General features: G+C 38.4%; 21 protein-coding genes, 1 tRNA gene and 1 pseudogene. 8 read left to right on the top strand and 15 right to left on the bottom strand.

Translation table 11 applies throughout. The features are described from left to right. Positions 1 to 24: 24 nt before the first annotated feature. From R2H34_RS14255 to R2H34_RS14235, 5 genes and pseudogenes are all read left to right on the top strand, one after another. Positions 25 to 312 (top strand): annotated as a pseudogene (locus R2H34_RS14255) (IS1595-like element ISAju1 family transposase); the annotation flags it as partial. 159 nt (positions 313 to 471) lie between these two features. Beyond that, positions 472 to 548: transfer RNA gene (locus R2H34_RS14250), tRNA-Arg, on the top strand. Between the two features lie 187 nt (positions 549 to 735). Then, positions 736 to 1,233 (top strand): YcxB family protein, encoded by a 498-nt coding sequence (locus R2H34_RS14245; protein ID WP_004909280.1) that lies wholly within the window; start codon positions 736 to 738, stop codon positions 1,231 to 1,233. Between the two features lie 33 nt (positions 1,234 to 1,266). Next, the gene (locus R2H34_RS14240; RefSeq protein ID WP_087540251.1) at positions 1,267 to 1,908 is read left to right on the top strand and encodes a fumarylacetoacetate hydrolase family protein; all 642 of its coding nucleotides are present in this window, start codon (positions 1,267 to 1,269) and stop codon (positions 1,906 to 1,908) included. Positions 1,909 to 1,975: 67 nt separating this feature from the next. Then, positions 1,976 to 2,872 (top strand): polysaccharide deacetylase family protein, encoded by an 897-nt coding sequence (locus tag R2H34_RS14235; RefSeq protein ID WP_169045428.1) that lies wholly within the window; start codon positions 1,976 to 1,978, stop codon positions 2,870 to 2,872. Between the two features lie 2 nt (positions 2,873 to 2,874). On the opposite strand, the gene R2H34_RS14230 is transcribed toward R2H34_RS14235, so the two are convergent. Next, complete coding sequence (locus R2H34_RS14230) at positions 2,875 to 3,675, bottom strand: AraC family transcriptional regulator (protein ID WP_087540254.1); 801 nt, start codon at positions 3,673 to 3,675, stop codon at positions 2,875 to 2,877. Between the two features lie 103 nt (positions 3,676 to 3,778). Here R2H34_RS14230 and R2H34_RS14225 point away from each other — a divergent pair, with 103 nt between their 5' ends. Further along, positions 3,779 to 4,687: a DMT family transporter gene (locus tag R2H34_RS14225; RefSeq protein WP_087540256.1), complete on the top strand. Its 909-nt coding sequence runs from the start codon at positions 3,779 to 3,781 to the stop codon at positions 4,685 to 4,687. A 26-nt stretch (positions 4,688 to 4,713) separates the two neighbouring features. Here the strand turns inward: R2H34_RS14225 and R2H34_RS14220 are convergent, their stop codons facing one another. Then, complete coding sequence (locus R2H34_RS14220; protein WP_004909268.1) at positions 4,714 to 5,964, bottom strand: YihY family inner membrane protein; 1,251 nt, start codon at positions 5,962 to 5,964, stop codon at positions 4,714 to 4,716. Positions 5,965 to 6,076: 112 nt separating this feature from the next. Here R2H34_RS14220 and wrbA point away from each other — a divergent pair, with 112 nt between their 5' ends. Further along, complete coding sequence (gene wrbA / locus R2H34_RS14215) at positions 6,077 to 6,673, top strand: NAD(P)H:quinone oxidoreductase (RefSeq protein WP_004909267.1); 597 nt, start codon at positions 6,077 to 6,079, stop codon at positions 6,671 to 6,673. A gap of 47 nt (positions 6,674 to 6,720) precedes the next feature. On the opposite strand, the gene R2H34_RS14210 is transcribed toward wrbA, so the two are convergent. Next, complete coding sequence (locus R2H34_RS14210) at positions 6,721 to 9,888, bottom strand: type ISP restriction/modification enzyme (protein ID WP_087540257.1); 3,168 nt, start codon at positions 9,886 to 9,888, stop codon at positions 6,721 to 6,723. An 86-nt stretch (positions 9,889 to 9,974) separates the two neighbouring features. Beyond that, positions 9,975 to 10,787: a prolipoprotein diacylglyceryl transferase gene (gene lgt, locus R2H34_RS14205; RefSeq protein WP_004909258.1), complete on the bottom strand. Its 813-nt coding sequence runs from the start codon at positions 10,785 to 10,787 to the stop codon at positions 9,975 to 9,977. A 105-nt stretch (positions 10,788 to 10,892) separates the two neighbouring features. Here lgt and R2H34_RS14200 point away from each other — a divergent pair, with 105 nt between their 5' ends. After that, positions 10,893 to 11,675, top strand: a complete 783-nt coding sequence (locus tag R2H34_RS14200; RefSeq protein ID WP_087540259.1) for an NRDE family protein — start codon at positions 10,893 to 10,895, stop codon at positions 11,673 to 11,675. A 49-nt stretch (positions 11,676 to 11,724) separates the two neighbouring features. Here the strand turns inward: R2H34_RS14200 and R2H34_RS14195 are convergent, their stop codons facing one another. The 11 genes from R2H34_RS14195 to R2H34_RS14145 all read right to left on the bottom strand — a co-directional run bounded on the left by R2H34_RS14195 (position 11,725) and on the right by R2H34_RS14145 (position 22,396). Then, entirely contained in the window at positions 11,725 to 13,923 is a 2,199-nt protein-coding gene (locus R2H34_RS14195) for a PhoX family protein (protein ID WP_087540260.1), read from the bottom strand. Between the two features lie 182 nt (positions 13,924 to 14,105). Beyond that, positions 14,106 to 14,816 carry a twin-arginine translocase subunit TatC gene (tatC, locus tag R2H34_RS14190; RefSeq protein WP_171488088.1) on the bottom strand — a complete coding sequence of 237 codons (711 nt, stop codon included), beginning with the start codon at positions 14,814 to 14,816 and terminating at the stop codon, positions 14,106 to 14,108. A 71-nt stretch (positions 14,817 to 14,887) separates the two neighbouring features. After that, positions 14,888 to 15,331, bottom strand: coding sequence for a Sec-independent protein translocase protein TatB (gene tatB / locus R2H34_RS14185; RefSeq protein WP_042892019.1), 444 nt, complete (start codon positions 15,329 to 15,331; stop codon positions 14,888 to 14,890). A gap of 12 nt (positions 15,332 to 15,343) precedes the next feature. Then, on the bottom strand, positions 15,344 to 15,559 hold the full coding sequence (tatA, locus tag R2H34_RS14180; protein WP_004760687.1) for a Sec-independent protein translocase subunit TatA: 216 nt from the start codon (positions 15,557 to 15,559) through the stop codon (positions 15,344 to 15,346). A 243-nt stretch (positions 15,560 to 15,802) separates the two neighbouring features. Beyond that, positions 15,803 to 16,426: an RdgB/HAM1 family non-canonical purine NTP pyrophosphatase gene (gene rdgB / locus R2H34_RS14175; RefSeq protein ID WP_042892016.1), complete on the bottom strand. Its 624-nt coding sequence runs from the start codon at positions 16,424 to 16,426 to the stop codon at positions 15,803 to 15,805. A 129-nt stretch (positions 16,427 to 16,555) separates the two neighbouring features. Continuing rightward, entirely contained in the window at positions 16,556 to 17,053 is a 498-nt protein-coding gene (locus R2H34_RS14170; RefSeq protein ID WP_042892029.1) for a hypothetical protein, read from the bottom strand. An 87-nt stretch (positions 17,054 to 17,140) separates the two neighbouring features. Beyond that, positions 17,141 to 17,728: a tetratricopeptide repeat protein gene (locus tag R2H34_RS14165; protein WP_004951899.1), complete on the bottom strand. Its 588-nt coding sequence runs from the start codon at positions 17,726 to 17,728 to the stop codon at positions 17,141 to 17,143. Then, entirely contained in the window at positions 17,725 to 18,318 is a 594-nt protein-coding gene (metW, locus tag R2H34_RS14160) for a methionine biosynthesis protein MetW (RefSeq protein ID WP_039048178.1), read from the bottom strand. Before metW ends, R2H34_RS14165 begins: the two co-directional genes overlap by 4 nt. Beyond that, entirely contained in the window at positions 18,318 to 19,478 is a 1,161-nt protein-coding gene (gene metX, locus R2H34_RS14155; RefSeq protein ID WP_087540263.1) for a homoserine O-succinyltransferase MetX, read from the bottom strand. The genes metW and metX overlap by 1 nt, the downstream gene beginning before the upstream one ends. Before the next feature lie 81 nt (positions 19,479 to 19,559). After that, positions 19,560 to 21,257, bottom strand: coding sequence for a 2-isopropylmalate synthase (gene leuA / locus R2H34_RS14150; RefSeq protein WP_318342314.1), 1,698 nt, complete (start codon positions 21,255 to 21,257; stop codon positions 19,560 to 19,562). Positions 21,258 to 21,712: 455 nt separating this feature from the next. Beyond that, on the bottom strand, positions 21,713 to 22,396 hold the full coding sequence (locus tag R2H34_RS14145; protein ID WP_165395644.1) for a Fe2+-dependent dioxygenase: 684 nt from the start codon (positions 22,394 to 22,396) through the stop codon (positions 21,713 to 21,715). Positions 22,397 to 22,426: the final 30 nt, after the last annotated feature.

Raw genomic sequence — 22,426 nt, 5'->3', positions numbered from 1 at the left:
GTGTTTGTAAATTCACTTACAGTTTCTGTGATCAATACAGATGGATGGAGAGGCTATGATGGTTTAGTTGATATTGGTTTTGACAAACATTTAAGAGTGAATCATGGGAACAACGAATTTGCATGCGGGGAGCGTCATATTAACGGCATAGAATCATTCTGGGGATATGCTAAAAAGCGACTCGTCAAGTTTAATGGAATTGACAAAAAGATGTTTTATTTGCATCTTAAAGAAACGGAGTATCGCTTCAATCATCGGAACGGTAATTTATATCTCGATTTGCTTAAATTACTCCGTAACAATCCTCTTTAACTTCCTAAGCCCCTAAATATTTAGGTGTTAAGGTTTTTAGCAATGTGTTTTTATTTGAATTTAAGATTGATAGGCGAATCTATCACCATTTGACGACGATAAGATGAAAAAACGCTTATCAATATGAAAAAAGTGCGTATAATGCCCCCTATCAAATATGCGCTCATAGCTCAGCTGGATAGAGCACTTGGCTACGAACTAAGGGGTCGGGAGTTCGAATCTCTCTGAGCGCACCAATTTGAAGAATTAACCGCCTAACAGCGGTTTTTTTGTGTCTAAAATTTATGTTATTTGCATAATAAGTTTATAAATCCAAAAACTGAATCTGTTGCAAAGTTCATAGCAAAAAAAACAACAGTGATAGTGTGCCAAAATTAATTTATGTTCTAATAGGGCACGTCTTTCAAATGTAAGAAATAAGAAATGTCTGAACAACGTCCAACACTATCACTGCGTTATTATCTCAATTTAGAAGAGTCTCAAGATGGTTTTGCTTTAGTGACTTTTGGCAAGAAAACGATCACTCGTTTTCTGACACCAGTGATTAGTATTGCAGTGATTCTATGGGGATTCTATTTAGGTTTAACGGGTGTTGGTCGTTATTATGTTGCATTGGGTGTTTTTTTCTTGCTTATGCAAGGGTTAATGCGTTATTGGTTATTACCATTGCTGTTTAAACGACAATTTGTTCGTTACCAGTTTGGCAAAAGTGAACAGGGAATTGATTTATATCAAGACCAATTTGAGCTTTACGCAGCAGGGAAAAAGCAAACAGTACAATACACAGAGGTTCAATCTTTTGCGATTGGAAAGCTGACGTATATGTTGGAGTTAAAAAACCATACTGTTGTTATTGTGCCTAAACGCGCATTTACAGATTCTATTGATCAAAATAAGTTTGAAAATAGCTTTAAAAAATAAATTTTTCATCGGTTATAAAAGCAAGGAGCTTTCATGAGTACACATCCTTCAAAAATTGTTTGTGTGGGGCGAAATTATGCAGAACATGCAAAAGAATTAGGAAATGCTATTCCAGATCGCCCGATTTTATTCATGAAACCTCCAAGTAGTTTAGGTTCCTTAGAAAAAGGAATTGATTGGAATAAAGCATTGGGTGAATGTCACTACGAATGTGAAATCTGCGTACAAATTGCACATCCACTTTCAAAAGAAACTGACATCTCAAAGGCATTAGAAGCCGTAGGTGCAATTACTTTAGGTTTGGATTTGACTCTTCGTGATCTGCAAAGTGATTTAAAAGAAAAAGGGCAGCCTTGGGAGCGAGCAAAAGCATTTGATGGCGCTTGCTTGCTTGCGGAATGGATTGAGATTGATGAAATTGGCAATTTGCAAGAGCTAGAACTTATTCTGATTATCAATGGAGTTGAACGTCAACATGGATTTAGTCGCGATATGCTATTTGATATCGGCGCTTTGTTAGTTGAGATCAATCAATCATTTAGTTTACAAACTGGTGATGTGATTATGACAGGTACTCCAGCAGGTGTAGGGGCATTGAAACCCCATGATAAATTGACAATGAAATTGATTACTCAGACTGGTGAGTATGATTGGGATACTTTTGTTAATGCATAATGCATGATCTTATGGCATTGATTTGAATGAATTAATGCCATTTTTAATATAAAGAATGAAAAATAAAATGAAACTGTATTTTTTCCTTGTGATCTTATTGATCACAACTATCAGTCATAGCAAGCAGCTGGCTTTAAGTTTTGATGATGGGGTCAATCCTGATCTAAATCCGAACGCCCAACAAATTAATCAAAGAATTCTAGAACAACTTAAACAAAATCATATACGAAGTATTGTTTATCCAAGTGTAATTAAAATCGGTGATTATAAAGGCTTGAGTTTGGTTGCCGCATGGGGAAAGCAAGAGCATAAAATCGGTAACCACAGTGAATTGCATTCCAATTTAAATAAGGAACAGGTCACAACGCAGCAATATATTGATCAAATTTTCAGAGCCGAACAAGTATTTAAACCATTGACTGGTTGGGTTCCCAGGTTTCGTTATCCGTTTTTGAAAGAAGGCAATACCATAGAAAAAAGAGATACAGTGGCGCATTATTTACAACAGCAGGGTTATGAATCAGGTGCTGTGAGTATTGATGCTAGTGACTGGTTTTATAATTTAAAATATCTTTCTTATACTAAAAATGGACAAACAGCTGATCTTGAAAAATTAAAGAATGCTTATATTGATCATTTATTGGATCGAGCAAATTATTATGATCAATTGGCGATACAGACTGTCGGGTATTCTCCAAAGCATGTATTGCTACTTCATGTGAATGCAATCAATGCAGCATTTCTCAATGATGTAGTCGAGGCATTTAAGCTGCATCAGTGGCAATTTATAGATAGTGAAACTGCTTACCAAGATCCGATATATCGATTAAAAACAAATGTTTTGCCAGCAGGGGAAAGTATTGTTTGGTCTTTAGCTAAACAACAAGCCAAGACTCAGTCGCGTTATCCTGCTGAAGATGCGCCATATGAACTTGAGCGACTAAAACGGTTTGGTTTGGAATAAATTTAGCGTCCCTGATAGTATTTTCTAAACTGATCAGGGGTGTAATTCATCCAACGTTTAAACATATAAATAAAGGCTGATGAACTTGCATAACCTAAGTCTAGAGCAATACTTTCAATCGTGTAACCTTGATTTAATAAAGACATTGCTTTCATCACTTTTAAACGTTGTCGCCATTCGTGTAAGGACATCCCGAGTTCTTTTTGACAATGTCTTGCCAATGTTCTTTCAGTCATATTTATCATCGCTGCCAGCTCAGCTAGAGTGCTGTTGTCAGCAGGATGTAAATGTAGGTGATTTAATATTTGAGCTAAAGCAGGGTGCTCTGTACTGGGTAAATAACTCCCGATGATTTCGGCATGGCTTAAGGTATCAAGTAGAACATGCAATATTCGCAAATATTCCGGATCGTGATCTTTAAAAGCATATTTTTGTATATGTTCAAGTAGTGCTGGCACCAGTGGTGCGGTCAGTAAAATTCCTGCCTGTTGGGGCATCTTTTCACAAAGTGATTCATGAACATAAAGGGTGCAATGCGTTACATCATTTCGATTCACACCACTATGTTGAGTATGTGGCGGTAACCAAATCCCATACGGTGGTGGAGTGAGATAATGTACCTGATCAATATTTACTTCTAAAACACCATCAAAAGCATAGATAAACTCTCCCCAAGCATGCGCATGTTGTGGATAAACCGTTGCAGCAGGTGCATCCCGTATGCTGAGCCACAGAAGTTCAGGTATTTCGTTATATGCAGGGAGTTCCTGAAAATCTTGAACTCGCTGTGCTGATTTTTTCATAGAAAGAATTGCCTGAAAACACACATATTTTGTCTGTTTTTCACTATATCATTAAAATACGACAGTCTTATAGTGGTTCAATATCGTGTATATGGAGCTTGCTATGGACGAGCGTAAAGCCCTAGATCAGACAGCCTCAAGTCTAATGATCGTGTTGTGTATGGTTTGGGGGCTACAGCAAGTTATTTTAAAAATGGCAGCTTCAGACATTAGTCCTTTGATGCAAATTGCTTTGCGATCTGGGTTAGCAGCATTACTTTTATTGCCGTTGGTGTTGCTTGATCAAAAAAGTCAATTAATGAATCCCAAGAACGTGAAAGCTGGAGCATTAGTCGCTGTTCTATTTTCTCTAGAATTCTTTTTACTCGCACAAGCACTCCAGTTGACTTCTGCTTCGCATGCAGTTGTTTTGCTTTACACAGCACCTATCTTTGTGGCGCTAGGTTTACATTGGAAGTTACCATCTGAGCGCCTAACGCTATTGCAATGGACTGGCATTGGTATCGCTTTTATCGGTATTGTAGTGACTTTTATTCGTCCGCAACAGATAGGGGTCAATACATTTCAGCAACAGATGTTATGGGGAGATTTATACGCCTTAGCTGCGGCAATTGCTTGGGCGGCCACTACAGTTACGGTACGTTTATCCTCTTTGGCTCAAGCTGCAGTCACCCAAACTTTATTTTATCAGTTGGCTGGTAGCTTTATTCTGTTGCTAGGTTTGGCATTTTTCTTGGGACAAGCAGTTGTACAGTGGACACCATTAGTAATAGGGAGTTTAGCTTTTCATACTTTAATCGTGTCTTTTGCTAGTTTTTTAGCATGGTTTTGGTTATTACGAAATTATTTAGCCTCTCGACTGGGAGTATTTTCATTTCTCACTCCTTTGTTTGGAATCATATTTGGCGTATGGCTGTTAGATGAGAATATAGAAGCAAATTTCATTTTTGGGACGGCATTGGTATTACTTGGAATTTTAGTTGTGAGTTTGCAGGGATGGTTGAGGAAATAAAAAGACCTCCGAAGAGGTCTATTCAATTATTTCTGTTCAAAAATAGTTGAAAGTGGGATGGAGAGTTTTGCTGCTAAGTAGTCATTACTTTCCACTAGCGATGGCCCAAGGCGTTCAATCCATTTATCGTCTTCATGAATATTGGCAACATCATGGCGTAATGGCAATGGATACGGTAGAGCTGTAAAAAAGCTCCAAAAATCGACTTGTGCTAGATTTCGTACCAGAACATATTCGTCCGTATCGGTGCGTTTAATCAGATTTTGCTTTTCAAGCTGAAGGATGTAAGAGGGTAAACGACCAAGCTCACCACGACCAATAATATTGAGTAGCTCTTGTTCGCTAACACTTTCACCGATTTGTTGCTTACGGTAAAACAATTCTAAAATATCCAATAACATCAAAATTGGATGGCGCTTTTTTTCTTTACCAGAATGAAAGGCGGTGAGTGCATAACTTACTTCTACACCCAATAAAATGATATTCCAAGACAAATAGATCCAAAGTAGAAAAATAGGAACTGCTGCAAAAGCACCATAAACGATTTCATAGCTGGTGAAATTACTCATGATCCAGCCAAATAAATGTTTTAAAATTTCAAAAACGGTCGCGCTGAAACATGCCGCAATCACAGCTGAAAAAATTGGTACCGTCCGATTGGGGATCGTCCAATATAAAATGAAGAATCCGACAATGGTCAAAATAAAGGAAATGAGCCATAAAATTAACGCACCATCAAGCTGATAACCCGCAAAGTTATTACTTAAAACATTCATTGATGCGACAGTTGAAGAAAGTACAAACGCACTTCCCAGCACAATTGGACCTAATGAAATGATTGTCCAATAGCGCATAAAGCCGACAAGACCAGTTCGTGTTTCTTTTACACGCCAAATGCGATTAAATACTGTTTCAATCGAAGTCAACATTAAGACTGTGGTCACAAATAAAAACAACACACCAATCACAGTCAAATTACTGGATTTTTCAGTAAATGCATTCAGGGCTTTGTCAAAGGCGATTGTGCTTTTAGGTAAAAAATTACTATAGATCAGTTGTTGTAACTGTTGTCTTGCTGGTTCTAATGCTTTGATGGAGGAGATGATGACTAAAAAAACTGTCAACATCGGAACAACAGCAAAAAGGGTCGTATAGGTAAGTGATCCAGCTTGCTCTCGGCATCGGTCAGCCTCAAAACGTCGTAACACAAATACAATAAATTGAAACCATGTTTTCTCTAAAAACGCTCGGTTTTTTAGATAACGGTCTAAGATCATGGGTTCTATCCTAATTATTTTTAATCAAATCCTATGCATACATAGGAATTACTACCGCGAAAAGTATAAAAAATGTCGTATAGTGTTCTTTTTAACAAAATACTTGAAAGCGATGCAACCTTACGTTCTTGTACTTTATTACAGTAAATATGGTTCAACCAAACAAATGGCACATTTGATTGCTGATGGTGTAGAAGCAACTGGCGTTACGGCTCGTATCAGAACAGTCCCCAATCTTGCGACTGTTGTGACTCAAGCGGAAGCAAGTATCCCTAGTGAAGGCGACATCTATTGTACTTTAGATGATTTAACCCACTGTTCTGGTTTGGCGCTTGGTTCACCAACTCGTTTTGGAAATATGGCAAGTGAAATGAAATATTTTTGGGATCAAACGACCAGCTTGTGGTTGAATGGCGCATTACATAATAAACCTGCCTGTGTATTCACCTCTTCTGGTTCGATGCATGGTGGACAGGAAAGTACATTACTAACAATGCTGCCTCCTTTGTTTCATCACGGCATGATCATTTTAGGTCTACCTAATTCAATCCCTGCATTATCAAATACCAAAACAGGTGGTACACCTTATGGGGCAAGTCATGTCAGTGGCCCTCGTCATGATCAAAGTTTGAGTGCAGATGAAAAAGTATTATGCGAAGCGCAAGGTAAACGTTTAGGTGAAGTGGTCAAGGCGTTGGCTGCAAAGTGATAAAATAAAAGCCATAGCAGAATAGTTTTCCGCTATGGCTTTTATTTTTATATCTCTACTAATACGGTGTCTATTTCTTGCATGATCCGATTTGTTTCGGTCAACGCAACAATGATTTTTTGATAATGCAAAATATCTTCAAAATCTAAAGCCCGATCTTTACGGTCTTTGAGCCATTTTTGAGCAGGTTGATAACCGCCAATATAAAAAGTCCATGCCACTTCAGGCACATTGGCAAAGTATTGCGTGTCGTTAATGTAAACATTGCCATGTTTATAGATTGGTTTTTCGACGATATTGCTGCCGTCTTCTGGATATTGAGTAATGTATTGTTCAACACTTGGACTTTCGAGCAAGTGAATGCGCCGTAGTTCGCCGCCGAGTTTGACCAATTCAATAAAGGTTTTGGTATGCGTTGGATAGGGCACGCGTGGAAAGTCGATTTTTAGAAATTCCTTATAGCTTTCTCGATAATTGGGTGAGTGTAGCACTGCATAAATATAATCTAAAATATCTATTGGGGCAAAAGTACCATTAATGTTTTCTTTTTCATCGGTAAAGGTTAGGCTAATCGTTTTAGCGATTTTATCGACAATTTCTCTGTTTAAATTGGGGCTGCGAATCGGTTGTTCTTCTAAATCTGATTGTATATTGTCGTTGTAAAGGTAAAGGGGGAATAAATACGGTGTCCCATTGGTGCTATACATGGCTCTATCTGTCATCACAGTTTTGGTGAGCATGACTACACATGTTTGTTTTGTACCTGCAATTTGTCGAAGTGTGGCGAGTGCAATATTATCGGGTTGTAATAAATTATCGGTTAATTCTTTTCTAGGTCTGCCTAAAAATCCACTAGATTTACCTGTGTAATAAGAGTATCTAATATCAAAAGGTTTAAAGTGTATTTTAAAAACTTGTCCAAAATTTGTCATCACGTCTTCTTTAGCTGATGATATATTCCAACTTGGTCTATCTGGTGGAAGACTATACTTTTCTTTTAATGATGACTCGGATATATTTTTTAAATCTGAAATAATTTCTTTGATGTCATTAATATTGTGTTGAATGGTAAAAATATCATTTTTAGTCTGCAATCCAGAATTAAAATAATTAAATAATTCATCCATTTTGAATCCTTTTTTGTATTTATCATCATCTGAAAAATTTTTAGGTACAAAAAAGTAGTTTTCCATATCATAATTTAATTTTTTAAATTTTATATTAGGTAGTGCATTATTTTTAAGGAAATCATATTTATCTTCACGTTTACCATATACATCATAATGAAAAACTTTGCCAAGTTTTGTGGTTTTAGCTGTTTTTACAAAAATATTAATACTTACACCCTGCATAATATCAAAAACATTTTCATCTTTATGACCATCAGGTGTGGTTTCTTTTTTCTTAGTATTTCCATGTAAATCAATAATGTAAATTTTATCAAAGGTTTCAAGTAAATTTTTACGCATTTGACGATGGGTAATCCCATCAATAAAGCTATTATTAGAAATGTAGGCTAAAACACCTTCACCATTTTTTTCAATAAAATATTGACCATAGCGAATAAATTTAATGTAATCATCATCAAGATTAATTTTTCGTTCGTTTAAATCCTTTTTATAATCTGCAATAAGGTTTTGAATCCATTCACCTTTATTGGTTGAACTTACAGAATACGGCGGATTCCCCAAAATACACATGACTGGGGTATCACGTTTTATATGGTTGGCTTCATTGGCTTCGCTACTTAACCAGTTGGCAAATAGTGTGCCTGTATCAGGGTGGCTTTCTTCTAAACTGTTGGTTAAATACACTCGTAAGCGTTGCGCTTGCTTGGGTTTATAACCTGTATCGGTTAGCAACAAATCAAGTTGCAAATGCGCCATCGCATAACTTGCCATGAGCAGCTCAAAACCATTTAAACGTGGTAATAAATGGCTTTCGACATAGTTACTCCAAATGCCTTGCTGACCTGCAAATTTTTGATGAATATGTTTCACCACTTCGGCAAGAAACGTCCCTGTACCTGTGGCAGGGTCAAGAATTTGCACTTTATGCACTTCTTTGGTTTCGGTAATACGCTTGCCTTTGGCTTTACCTTTGGTAATGGCTGTACCTGTTGCTTCTACTTCAATCGTGGTTTTACTGGTATCGGCTAAACCTTGTGATAATCCAAACTCAGTTTTTAAAATATCATCCACTGCACGCACAATAAAATTGACCACTGGGGCAGGGGTGTACCAAACGCCACGAGCTTTACGCAATTTGGGGTCATATTCACTCAAGAAAGTTTCGTAAAAGTGAATAATCGGGTCTTCCATTTTGGTGGAACGCCCATAATTTTTAAGGATTTCATGTACATTACAATGTAGAAAAACATCAACCAAGCTATCGACAATCCATTTAATACGGTCATCAATATCAGGGCCCGCAATATAGCCAAATAGTTTGCGTAAAAATGGATTGGTTTTAGGAATCAGTTCCGCCGCTTCCTGTCGGCTAAAAGTCGCTAAGGTCGGGTCATGTAAACGTGCGGCAAACATACCGTAAGCAATAGTTTGAGCATATACATCAGCAAAACCTTTCGGGCTAATGTCATGTATCAGGATTTGTTTAAAGGCTTGTTTTTGGTCTTTTAATGTACTGTCCTCAAAGCTATCTTCATCACTGGTTAAGGCTTTTTCAATCACATCAGAAAGTAGACGCGCTTTTGCTGCCATCATTTCTGCAAGTTTTTTAGGACTTTTAATGGTTTGTCCAATATGGGTACAAAAATTCTTGATGAGATTTTCAAAGACAGTAAAGTTCTCAGGAAGCGCTCGGATATGATTGCCAGTCACCTCAGCAATGGCGATTTTAGTGATAAATACGCCATCCTGATAAATATGAAAATTGAGATAGTCCGTAAAAATAAGATTGTTTAATGATGCTTTGTAACGATCAAATTGTTCTTTATTTCCTGTCTTTTTCAATCCGTCTAAGTCTTTATCACCGATATCTTTTGCTTCAATAAACCCAATGGGAATATTTTTCTTTGTCAAAATATAGTCAGGTGCGCCACAAGATTGCCTTTTAGGTTCATTGGTCGCAGTAATATCTGGGACTATCGATTCAATCAGTTGGGCAAGATCGCCACGAAAGGTATGTTCTGTCGCATTGCCAAGTCGATAACGATGATTAATACGGTCTATATAGGTTGAAATAAAGTGACTCATATTGTTGTCTCATATTTGTTTAAGCTAACAATATAATTTATATAATAAAAAATCCATAAAAATGGGAGCATCAGCTCCCATCATTTTTATTTGGTTATTTGCCAATCATAGATATTTTTACGGTAGGCATACCAAATCATCCAGAGTCCAATGATGATCATTGGGAAGCTGAGAATCTGTCCTTTGGTCATCCAGCCGAATAAGATAAAACCTTGGTCTGCATCGGGTTGACGGAAGAATTCCATAAAGAAACGAGCGACTCCATAACCAACCAAGAATAAAGCAGATACTGCCATGCGAGGGCGTGGTTTAGAGCTAAACCACCATAAGACGATAAATAGAATCAGACCTTCACAGATTGCTTGATAGATTTGCGATGGATGACGAACCAAACCTAAAGGGTCAGTTGGGAAAATCATACCAAATGCATAGTTCGGATCTTGAACTTGGCGACCATAAAGTTCACCACCAATAAAATTCCCAAAACGACCAAACATCAAGCCTGTCGGTACGCATGGAGCGATAAAGTCTAAAGTCTCGAACCAAGTCTTTTGATATTTTTTACACCAAAATAACATGGCAATAATGACACCAAGGAAACCACCATGGAAACTCATACCGCCTGTCCACACTTGGAATAACCAAAGTGGATTTTCCAGAAATTTCCCAAACTCATAAAATAAGACGTAACCGACGCGTCCGCCGAGCACTACACCTAATGCACCGTAGAACACAAGGTCGGAAATCATATCTCCTGTCCAGCCATCACGTTGTTTGGCACGATAGGAGGCGAGTCCCCATGCAAAAAGAAATGCCAATAAATACATAAGTCCATACCAATGTACTTTGACAGGTCCTAAACTCAATGCAACTGGATCTATATTTGGATAGGTCAGCATTGCTGTTCCTCAATTTTGAATTTGAAATTAAGTTTTGAGCAGATTGTAGCGGAATGATCTGAAAAATGTTGTACATTCAATGTGTAAAGATGTGAGAACAAAATAATGTGTATTGTTGCTTTTGCATGGCATGTGCTTGAAGACATGCCACTTTGTTTACTTTCAAATCGTGATGAATTTTACCATCGACCAAGTGCAATGCTGCATTCATGGGAGCATAGTTCGATCATTGCAGGCAAAGATTTGCAATCGGGCGGAACATGGATGGGGGTCACAGCTTCAGGTCGCTGGGCGATTGTGACTAATTTTCGTAATGGACGAGATCAAAATCATTACGAAACTTCACGTGGCAAACTCATTCAAGATTTTTTAGAAAGTGATTTAGCACCTATACGTTTTGCTCAACAATTGGAAGGCAAACAACAGGATTATGCAGGATTTAACCTATTTGTAGGGGATCGAGAACAAGCTGTTTACATGAGTAATCGGGGAGAAGCACCACAGGTTTTGGCAAATGGTGTATATGTCGTTTCAAACGGTCTAATGTCAGAGGACTGGGAGAAAACGAAGCATTTGCGTAAGCGGTTTACCCAAGAATTTTTGCCGATGTTACAGCAGACTCACATTCCTCAACATGATCTAAATTATGCTGCATGGGATATTTTGGAAGATGAGCGGAAAATTATCCCAGATCTATTACCTGATACGGGGATTAGTAAAGAAATGGAAGAGTTACTTTCTTCGACTTTTATTCAAAGTCCGATATATGGCACACGATGTTCCAATTTTTTAAGAATGACAACTGATCAATGGCAATGGATTGAAAAAACACAACAAGGTGAACAGCAAGGAAAATTCATCGAATTAACTATTTCATTAGTAAAATAAAAAAGAGCCTATTATTGTAGATAGGCTCTTTGGGGGGGGATTTTAGGGTTTAGCCTGCAATCACACCACCATCTTTACGAGTGATCACAACAGTCGCTGAACGTGGACGTGCAGTTTTGTTGCTTGGGTTCGTTTGAGTTGCTGGCCAGTTACTTGAAGGAGATGCATAGTCTGCAGAGTCTTCACCTGGATGCTGAACATTAATAAAGATTGCTTTGTAATCTGGTGTCATTGTTACACCTGTAATTTCACACTCTTTAGGTCCTACAAGGAAGCGACGCAAAGTTTCATCTGTTACTTTCTTACCAACTAAGGTTTCAGTACCATTTGAAGTCGTTGCTTTTGCTCCATCTCCAACTTGACCTGGAAGTGCAGCAAGCATCATACAGTTCGTTACATCAGTATACGCGCCGTCATCTGTTTGAATCCAAAGTACACCACGTGGGTCAAACCACATACCATCAGGGCTTGAAAGATCATTATTATCTGTCAAACCTGAAAGGTTGATGTTTGCAGCTCCAGATGCCTCAGCACCAAATAGATAGATATCCCAGTTGAAGCTTTCAGCAGTTGTTTTATCAGCTGTTTCACGCAAGCGAATAATATGACCGTTTACATTACCTTTATTGGTTTTTGTACCTGCATATTGGTCTTCATAATTACGTGGATTTGCTGCATCAGTTGGATAGCTAGTACCGCGGTTCGAGTTGTTGGTTAATGTAACGTAGACTTCACCATTTTCTGGGTTAACCGCACACCACTCTGGACGATCCATTTTTGTTGCGCCAACTGCATCAGCTGCTAAACGAGCAAAAGTGACAACATCAGCTTGTGAGCTAAATGGATAGACTGAATTGCTTTGGTTCAAACCATTTTTACCAAAGGCTAACTCAATCCATTGACCCGTACCGTCATTATTGAATTTGGCAACATAAAGTTTACCTGCATTCATGTATTTATCACCAGCAGCATAGCCACCATTGATATCTTTTGGATCCCATTTTGCATCAGATACAAACTTGTAGATATATTCTCCACGAGAGTCATCACCCATATAAAAAGCAAGATTTTCTCCTGCAATTACACGGCTAGTACGGCAATCCTCATGAGCAAAACGACCTAAAGACGTACGTTTAACCGGATTTTGACGACCATCGAATGGATCAATTTCTACCATCCAACCAAATGTATTTGGTGCATTACGATAATCTTCAGCTGCTGTAGTAGCTTTTACATCCGCATTCCAGCGATTATAAAGATCTTGTGAAAGTACACCAGCTTTTACTGTTTCCCAGCCATAACGAGAGCTTGAACCTGCTTTTAAACCATAGCGTTTAAGTGCAATGATTTCTTCTGGACGACGCAAGGTGTCATCTGTCGCACTACGAGCAAAGTAACCAATAAAGTTTTCTTCAGTCGTCAGGTAAGTTCCCCAAGGTGTATAACCATTACCGCAGTTATTATGTGTACCACGAGTTTGACGAGCTGCTGGAGAGTAGGCAGTAGCTAGAAGGGTTGAACCTGCAGCAGCACCAGCAAAATCCATCACTGTAGAACCTGTAATACGACGGTTAAAAACTGAGTTTTTAACCACTTCTACTTTTTGCGAAGTTTTGTCTTTTTTGATTTCGATTACCGAAACACCGTGAGCATTCACTTCACGAATGACTTCATCTTCAGGTCGACGACCATCAACTTTCGTTGGTCCCTTAGGATGAAGGAAGGTTGGATTGATATATTCATGGTTCATAACTAATAAACCACGTTCAGATACATTGGCATCGTAACGTTGAGTTGAGCTATTTAAACCAAAGAATGTCATACCATCATGGCAATCACCAGAACGATATTCAAAACTTAAACCTGAAGGAATATTGTTATCATCCCACGCACCGTAAGCAGGATTGATTGAATCCCCTAAAGCATAAAGTACAGTTGCTTCATAACCTTCAGGCACTGTTACGATGTCATTTAGATTTTTAGCAACAGGAGAGAAGTTTAATTTTTCTGGTTTTTTATTTGGATCAACAGGTGTTGGCGGTGTTCCACCATTATTGCTCGAGTTATTATCGTCGTCGTTACAGCCAGTTAATGTCGATGCTAAAGTTAATGCAACAGCACCACTCGCAGTTTTAGTGATGAGACTACGGCGGCTAATGTGCTGTTCTAAAATGTCACGGAAATGAATATTATCCGATGTGTTGTTATCCAACTCTTGATCTTCATGATATGGCGATAGCTCGGTCATGGAATTTTTCCTAAAAAATATAACAGTTGTTCTAAAAGTTTTCCCCCAATAAACTTAATGTTTAAATGTGACGAAGCCTTGACACTTGTGTGACAGCTTTGTGAAAAATCAATTAAAAATTAAAGTAATAAAATTAAAAAAAACAGGCGAGAAGCCTGTTTTTAGTAATAAGAACTAAGTAATCAAGCTGTTTTTCTTTTTTCGATAATCTTGCCAAAAAATAATCCAATCTCAAACAATAACCACATCGGAACGGCTAACATGATCATAGAAATAGCATCAGGCGGTGTAACAAACATTGCTACGAAAAAACAGCCAACAATGATAAATCTTCGTTTCTCAATCAGACTTTGTGTACTCACGACTCCAATCAGAATCAAAAGTAGTGTAATCACTGGAATCTCAAAGGTTAAACCAAATACGAGAAATAGTTTTAAACAGAACGCTAGATAGCTATTGATATCTGTCATTGGCGCTACAGTTTCAGGTGAAACACTGATGAAAAAATGTAAAATCGAAGGTAATGCAACAAAATATGCAAAGGCAATTCCTGCGTAAAATAGAAAAATACTGCTTAGTAATAACGGAAGAGCAAGTGTCTTTTCGCGTTCATATAATGCAGGTTTAGCAAATGCCCAAATCTGATAAATTATAAAAGGCATTGCTAACATCAGTGCAACAAAAAAGTTCAGCTTAAAGGGTGCCATAAATGTTGCAGTCACATCTGTTGCGATCATTGATGAGCTAACAGGAAGCTGAGCTCGCAAAGGTTCAGAAAGTAACTGATAGGTAGGATTTGCAAATGGTAATAAACAAAAGAATAAGAGTAATAAAATTCCAACGATCTTGAATAAATGCTGACGCAAGATCATTAAATGCTTGGTAATCGGCATTTCTTCAAGTTCAATCTTTTGCTTTGATTCTTCAATCAATTGAGCAGGTAACTGAGAATGAGAGGATGTACTCATACGGCCACCTTAAATTCAGGTTGATGATCTGGTGCAGGAAAAATAGTGGTCTGAGCCTTTTGAATATTTTTTTCCACATATACAAATGAAGAATGCTCTTTCACATAGTGATAAGTAGGATAACTAATGTTATCTGTTGTTTGTTCTTGTTTGCTTGGTTGAACAAACATTTCTCGTTTTTGTTGTTCGAGCTCAGACATTTGAGCTTGCATTTTTTGTTCTAGTTCAGCAATACGTTGTATTTCTTGCTGCATCTGCTCGCGTAATTCAGATAGGCGTAATTCACGATCAATATCGTTTTGCACATTACTGACAAGGCGCTTCACTTTGCCATACCATTTCCCGACAAAGCGAGCTGCTTGAGGTAATTTATCTGGTCCAAGCACAAGTAAAGCAATAATGCCGAACACCAAAAGTTCGGACATTCCAACATCTAACATATTGTTGCTCGCTTAACTTTTGATTGAGCTTTCAGTATTTTTTACTTGTGCATCAATCGTACGGGGTTCATTTAGAGATGCTGCCGCTTCGTCATCTTTCATTGATTTTTTGAAATCTTTAACTGCACCACCGACATCTTTACCTAAGTTTTTAAGCTTTGATGTACCGAAAAGTAAAATAACTACGATTGCGAAAATGAGTACGTGCCAAATTGATAAACCAGCCATAATTTTATTCCTATACAAACTTTGTATATATCTCAACAGCTTGGCATGACAAATATGTGACACTTATATTGCAATTTTGCGACAGAGGGATAAATAGCTTTAAATAGTTGAATAGATAATTTTACTTTTTGGTTTGTAATCAAGGTTTAATACAAGGTTTTTGTTATTCTAAATTCAGCGTGTTTGATTTTTATTTTATTTAAAAGTGCTCTAGTTTTTATTAACTAGAGCACGCAGTTCGATTTATATTAAGCTAGCTTTGAAGAGCTGCATCGCTTTACCACGATGACTAATTTTACTTTTTTCTTCTTTGCTGAGTTCAGCACTTGAACAGTTTCGTTCAGCTACCCAAAAGAGGGGATCATAACCAAATCCATTTTCTCCGCGAGCAGTTTCTAAAATTTCACCTTTCCAAATACCTTGAAAGATTTGTGGTAGAGGGTCTTCGGCAAGGGTGACCAGTGCTAATACGCAAACAAACATACCCTCAATCGCTTCACCCTCTTTGCGGAATGGTACAAGGTCAGCCAAAAGCTTCTGGTTATTGGCAGCGTCATTGCCATGTTCGCCTGCATAACGTGCGGAGTAAATGCCAGGTGCTCCCCCTAAGATTGGCACACATAAACCCGAGTCATCTGCAATAGCAGGTTTGCCTGAAAGTTTAGATGCATGGCGAGCTTTAATAATTGCATTTTCAACAAAGCTTAAACCATCTTCAATCGCATCTTCAATGTTGAGTTTTCCTTGGGGAATGATTTCGACGGGTAGATTGAGTTGTTGAAATAGATGATCAAATTCAGCAATTTTACCTTTGTTATTGCTTGCAAGCACAAGGCTGCCTTGATTAAGCCATGATGGAGTAGACATATTTATTTTAGATTAGCTCAGATTGAGTGGAATTTTAGAGTTTTTTTTTAGAATAGGGTAGAGCTACGTAGCCATACTTTGAGATAGCTAGAAATACAATTTTCTGAATTTGCCTTTGTCATCTATTAACTATTTGCTATTTCCTCCTTTTTTTCCAAATGCTGGCTGTAAGCTATGAGATAAATTATCTTCGATTAACTGCAATATGCTAGGTGGAACTTGATAAGTTCTAATTTCAATTTCATATTGACCTTGAAACCAGTGTTGCAATCTGAGAGCGTAGGTTTTTGTATGGGTACCTAAAATATGCTGTTTTAAGCGATTTATTACATTCGTAGAAGAGGAGCCAACATACAATACATCAGAAGCGTTTGGATTTAGTTTTGGACAAGCGACATCTTCATTATTTTTATATTGTATGAATCTTGATCGGGTTTCTTTCGAATTACCATTGATTTCTTTGATGATGTAAATTGCACAACTATCTTGTTTCAGCTCATTGCCGTAGAGCATAAAGAACTTTTCTAAATTTTCATTACTTGAATAAATATAGGTTTTGATTGGTTCTGATTTCTTTGCTATTTCACAATCATTAATCAGTTTATCTAAGTAAGTGTAGTCCATCATATTACCAAAAGCGTGCATTATCTTTGAATAAAAAAACCGACTCTCAACAGTCGGTTTTTTTAAATAAATCAGGTGATCTAAACTAGTTTACTGCGCTTGAATCCATTTATCAGCACGGTCTCGTGCGGTACGGATTTGCTCTTGAGTTAAGTTTGCAGCCAAAGCTGTTTTCTTACCTTCAGAAAGACTAATCACTTTAGTATCGAGCATGCCATCACGTGTTGAAAGCTCATACCACTGATACGCACCTACGTAGTTTTTCTTTTGCTCTTCCATCATGGCAAGATTGAAGCTTGCACGATTGTCGCCGTTACTTGCTGCTTTTTCGAAATATTTGCGAGCCAATACTTCATCTTTCTTTGTGCCAATGCCATCTGCATACATACGACCAACATTCAGTTGAGCCGCAGAGATACCTTGATCGGCAGCAGCCTTAAACAATGCAAAAGCTTGTTTCTCGTCTTTAGCGACATCTTTACCATATTGATAGCGTGTAGCTAGATAAAACTGCGCACCAGCTTGACCAGCTTTTGCAGCGCTTTGTAACTCACCAATACTCATCACAGAGTATCTAGCTGCTTGTGTTGCTACTGACTGTGGTTGAGCAACATAGTCTGCATGCGCTTGAAAGCTGACTATGCCAAATAAAAACGTGCTGATTAATGTCTTTTTCATAGAGCGCTCACTCGATAAATTGCGACTTCACCAAATAGGTTCGGCATATGCTTACTCAGCACACTACCTTGTTGGTCACCATTAACGGCAAGTCGATTAATAATTTTAATTCCGTTTTCTGCACATAAGGCTTCGAAATCACGGAAAGTACATAAATGAATATTTGGGGTGTTATACCACATATAGGGTAAAGCTTCAGAAACAGGCATTTTTCCTTTCAAAGCAAGAAAAGAACGAGTCTTCCAATACGCAAAGTTTGGAAAAGTAATAATTGCCTGTTTTCCGACACGCACCATATCACGAAGTAATACATCGGGCGCATCTACAGCTTGCAAAGCTTGTGCCATAACCACAGAGTCAAACGACTGGTTGGCAAAACGGCTTAAACCCAAGTTTAAATCCTGTTGGATAATATTTAACCCTCGACTGATGGCAATTGCAATCTTTTCTTGATCAATTTCTAAGCCATAAGCACGAATATTGTGCTGTTTGCTCATATGAGCCAACAGTTCGCCATCACCACAACCCAAGTCTAGTACGCTAGAATTAGGGCTAATCCATTTTTCAGCGAGTCGTTGATCTATACGCATTAGTGAAGCTCCTGCGGTGTCGATTGCAACTGTTGTTCTCCACCTAAAAATGCTCGAAGTGTTTTGACATAAAGCGGAATTGGGAATAGGAACGAGTCATGCCCTTGTTCAGCATCGATATCTAAATAGCTAACAGGTTTATGATTATCAATCAAAGCATCAACCAATTCTTGTGAGCGACTCGGGCTAAAACGCCAATCTGTAGTAAATGAAATCACCAAAAATTTGCATTTAGGCTTGCTCATTGCTTTAGTCAATGAATGTTCATACTCACGAGATGGATCAAAATAATCCAAGGCTTTGGTCATAATCAAGTAAGTATTTGCATCGAAATTGCGACTGAATTGTTCACCTTGATAACGTAAATAACTTTCAACTTGGAATTCGACATCAAAGCCGTACATAAATTTGCCAGATTTCAAATCACGACCAAATTTCTGTTTCATGGCTTCTTCAGACAAATACGTAATATGACCGACCATACGTGCCAGAATCAGGCCACGTTTTGGGTAGCTGTCATGTTCCAGATAACGTCCATGATGGAAATCGGGATCAGACAGAATTGACTGACGGGCAACCTCATTAAAGGCAATATTTTGTGCCGATAATTTTGGTGCACTGGCAATAATGACACATTTTTTTAAACGATCAGCATAGTCCAATGACCATTGTAGTGCTTGCATGCCACCTAAAGAACCACCAATCACGGCATACCACACATCAATTCCGAGGCGATCAGACAACATGGCTTGGGTTTTGACCCAGTCACGAACAGTGACTAATGGAAAATCTGGACCATAAGGACGATTTTCATTTTCAGGGTTTGGCGATGTTGGGCCTGTTGAACCATTACAACCACCAATATTATTCAGTGACACCACAAAGAAGTGGTTGGTATCAATGGCTTTTCCAGGTCCAATACAGCTATCCCACCAACCTGCTTTTTTATCATCTGCATGATGATAACCCGCAGCATGATGATGTCCTGACAATGCATGGCAAATGAGAATAGCATTGGATTTATCTGCATTAAGTGTTCCATAGGTTTCAACCATTAAATCAAAACGCGGCAATACACGCCCACACTCAAGTTCTAAAGGTGCTTCAAATGAAAATTTTTGTGGACTGACTAAGCCCACAGAATCCGATGGAAAAGACACTGGAATCGTTCGTCCTATAAATCTTTTATCAATAATAAAAAGGATACCAACTCTGGTATCCTTTTTAAATGATTGTTTTTGTTAAACGGCTGCGGCAACCACTTGCTCAGTGGTCAACACACCCTGTTCAATCAGGCGGTTGGTACAGGCAATAATCGCCTCAATGGATGAGGTGACAATGTTGTCATGTACCCCTGCACCAAATGCGCTCTTACCAGTACCTTTCACTTGAAGCTCAATCAAGGCAAGTGCTTTAGCATTTGCACCTGAACCAATGCTGCGCTCTTCATAGTTCACCACATCAATTGGTAACTGTAATGCATTCAGCATGGCAGAGATTGGACCATTGCCCTCACCGCGTAAACGTTGTACTTCACCGTCAATTTCAATATCTAATTCAATGATTTGTGTGCCATTGATATCGGATAACTGATAATGCCTGGTTTGGTAATGACGATTTTTCACATCAACATAAGTATTTTGGAATAATTCCCAAATTTGATGTGCACTGATTTCTGTACCGTTTTCATCGGTATGCTGTTGCACGATCTGGCTAAACTCAATTTGCACACGGCGTGGTAAAGCCACGTTATAGTTCGACTCCAACAAATAGGCAATACCGCCCTTACCAGACTGACTATTCACACGAATCACCGCATCATAATCACGACCTAAATCTTTAGGGTCGATTGGTAAGTACGGCATATCCCAGATTTCTTCATTTTTCTGGAACTCAAAGCCTTTCTTGATTGCATCCTGATGTGAACCAGAGAATGCGGTAAAGACTAAATCACCTGCGTATGGATGACGTGGATGTACAGGCAAGCCCGTGCATTCCTCAACGGTTGCAATGATTTCATTGATGTTGGAGAAATCCAGGTTTGGTGCGACACCTTGTGTGTACATGTTCAACGCTATCGCAGCAACGTCAACATTACCTGTACGCTCACCATTACCAAACACACAACCTTCGACACGGTCGGCACCCGCCATGATCGCCAATTCTGAGGCAGCGATACCACAACCACGGTCATTGTGACAGTGAACTGAGATAATCACGCCATCACGACGCGCCAAGTTACGGTGCATCCATTCGATTTGATCGGCATAGACATTGGGTGTAGACACCTCAACCGTTGCAGGCAAGTTTAAGATCACTTTATTGGTTGGAGACGCTTCCCAAATTTCCGTGACCGCATCACAGACATCTTTGGCAACTTCCAATTCTGTTGCAGAGAAACACTCTGGGCTGTACTGGAATATCCATTCAGTTGCAGGATATTGCGCTGCGTATTCTTTCACTTTATTCGCAGCATTGATCGCAAGTTGTTTAGCGCCATTTACATCTACATTCAAAACTTTTTGACGGAAAGTCGGAGAGTTCGAGTTATAGATATGCACAATTGCACGTTTAGCACCAATTAATGACTCGAAAGTACGCTCAATCAAATGATCACGAGCTTGAACCAAGACTTCGATATAAACATCATCAGGAATCAAATTTTCTTCGATTAACATACGGGTAAAATCGAAATCAATTTGAGACGCAGATGGGAAACCAATTTCAATATGTTTAAAGCCGATTTTGACTAACATTTTGAACATCTTTAATTTTTGATCCATATTCATTGGTTCAAAAATCGCTTGGTTACCATCACGAAGGTCGGTACTCATCCAAATCGGTGCTTGGTTGATTTCGTTATTCGGCCATTGACGATCTGGTAAATCCACTCGTTGATACATACGGCGGTATTTTTTGCTTGGGTCAGCCAACATCATGAGGTAACTCCTTGTCATAGCAGGGGTCGCGGATTTTTATAAATGCAACGTACTATAAATATATATGGTGTCTATACGAATAAATTAAAAGAGAATATTTGGATCGAATGCCTTCAAACTTAGGCAATAAAATTTATACGCGCGCGAGGCGCAGCATCAGGAGAGCAGCAAGATGGTTTATATTCGACGGATGGGTAAAGCCGTAATTTGTTTTCATCATCAACCATTCAAAATTATGATTCGGTTTTGCAGCTATATTAATCATCTAATAAAAATCAGTCTAGGTGAAAATAAGCTGGCTGCAAAGGTCTATAACACCATTCTAGCTCTTAATTGTGGAAAATGTTTTCCTGTTTTTTGCAAGAATTGATAGTTGAGTGGGATATTTTTTCTAAATTAGTCTATTTTTTAATAAAAATTATAGAATTTATTCAGCATGACGAAAAATGAAGTGGTCAGAGTTCTGACCACATACGAATGAGATTGTGATAAATATTGGTGAGTTTCATTACTTCTGGATATGCATCACCATGATCTATGCGAAGTTGACGAATACTTTCATCCAAATTAAAGAGCATATGACGCTTTTGATCATCTCTAATCAAACTTTGTACCCAAAAAAATGAAGCAAATCGGGTACCACGCTTAATACTACTGACTTCATGCAAGCTTGTTGAAGGGTAGAGTACGACATCACCTGCTGGTAATTTCACTTCATGGTAGCCATAAGTATCTTCAATAACGAGATCACCACCATCATATTCTTCAGGTTCACTCAAAAATAAAGTACACGATAAATCTGTGCGAAGTTGTTGATGAGTCCCTCTCACTAAACGAATTGAATTATCAACATGAAAACCAAAACTTTCGTGTTCATCGTAGCGATTAAACAAAGGTGGAATCATTTGCTTGGGGAGTGCAGCTGCTTGGAAAGTTGGATTTTTCCAAATTGCATCCATTACAAGTGCACTAAGTTGGTGGGTTAAAGGGTCACTCTCTGAAAGTTGTTGATTACGTTTTACGGAAGCTGAGAGTGTGCCTGCTGTAATTTTTCCACCGACCCAATTTGCTGCTTCCATTAATTTACGGAATTCGGCGACTTGTTCTTTTGTCAAAACATTCGGAATGTGATGGATCACTGAGCATATCCCTTTCAATTGATTATTATA

This window comes from Acinetobacter sp. 16, from assembly GCF_033439925.1.
GTDB lineage: Bacteria > Pseudomonadota > Gammaproteobacteria > Pseudomonadales > Moraxellaceae > Acinetobacter > Acinetobacter junii.
The sequence above is the reverse complement of the archived record's forward strand: the minus strand, read 5'-3'. Positions and strand labels throughout refer to the sequence as shown.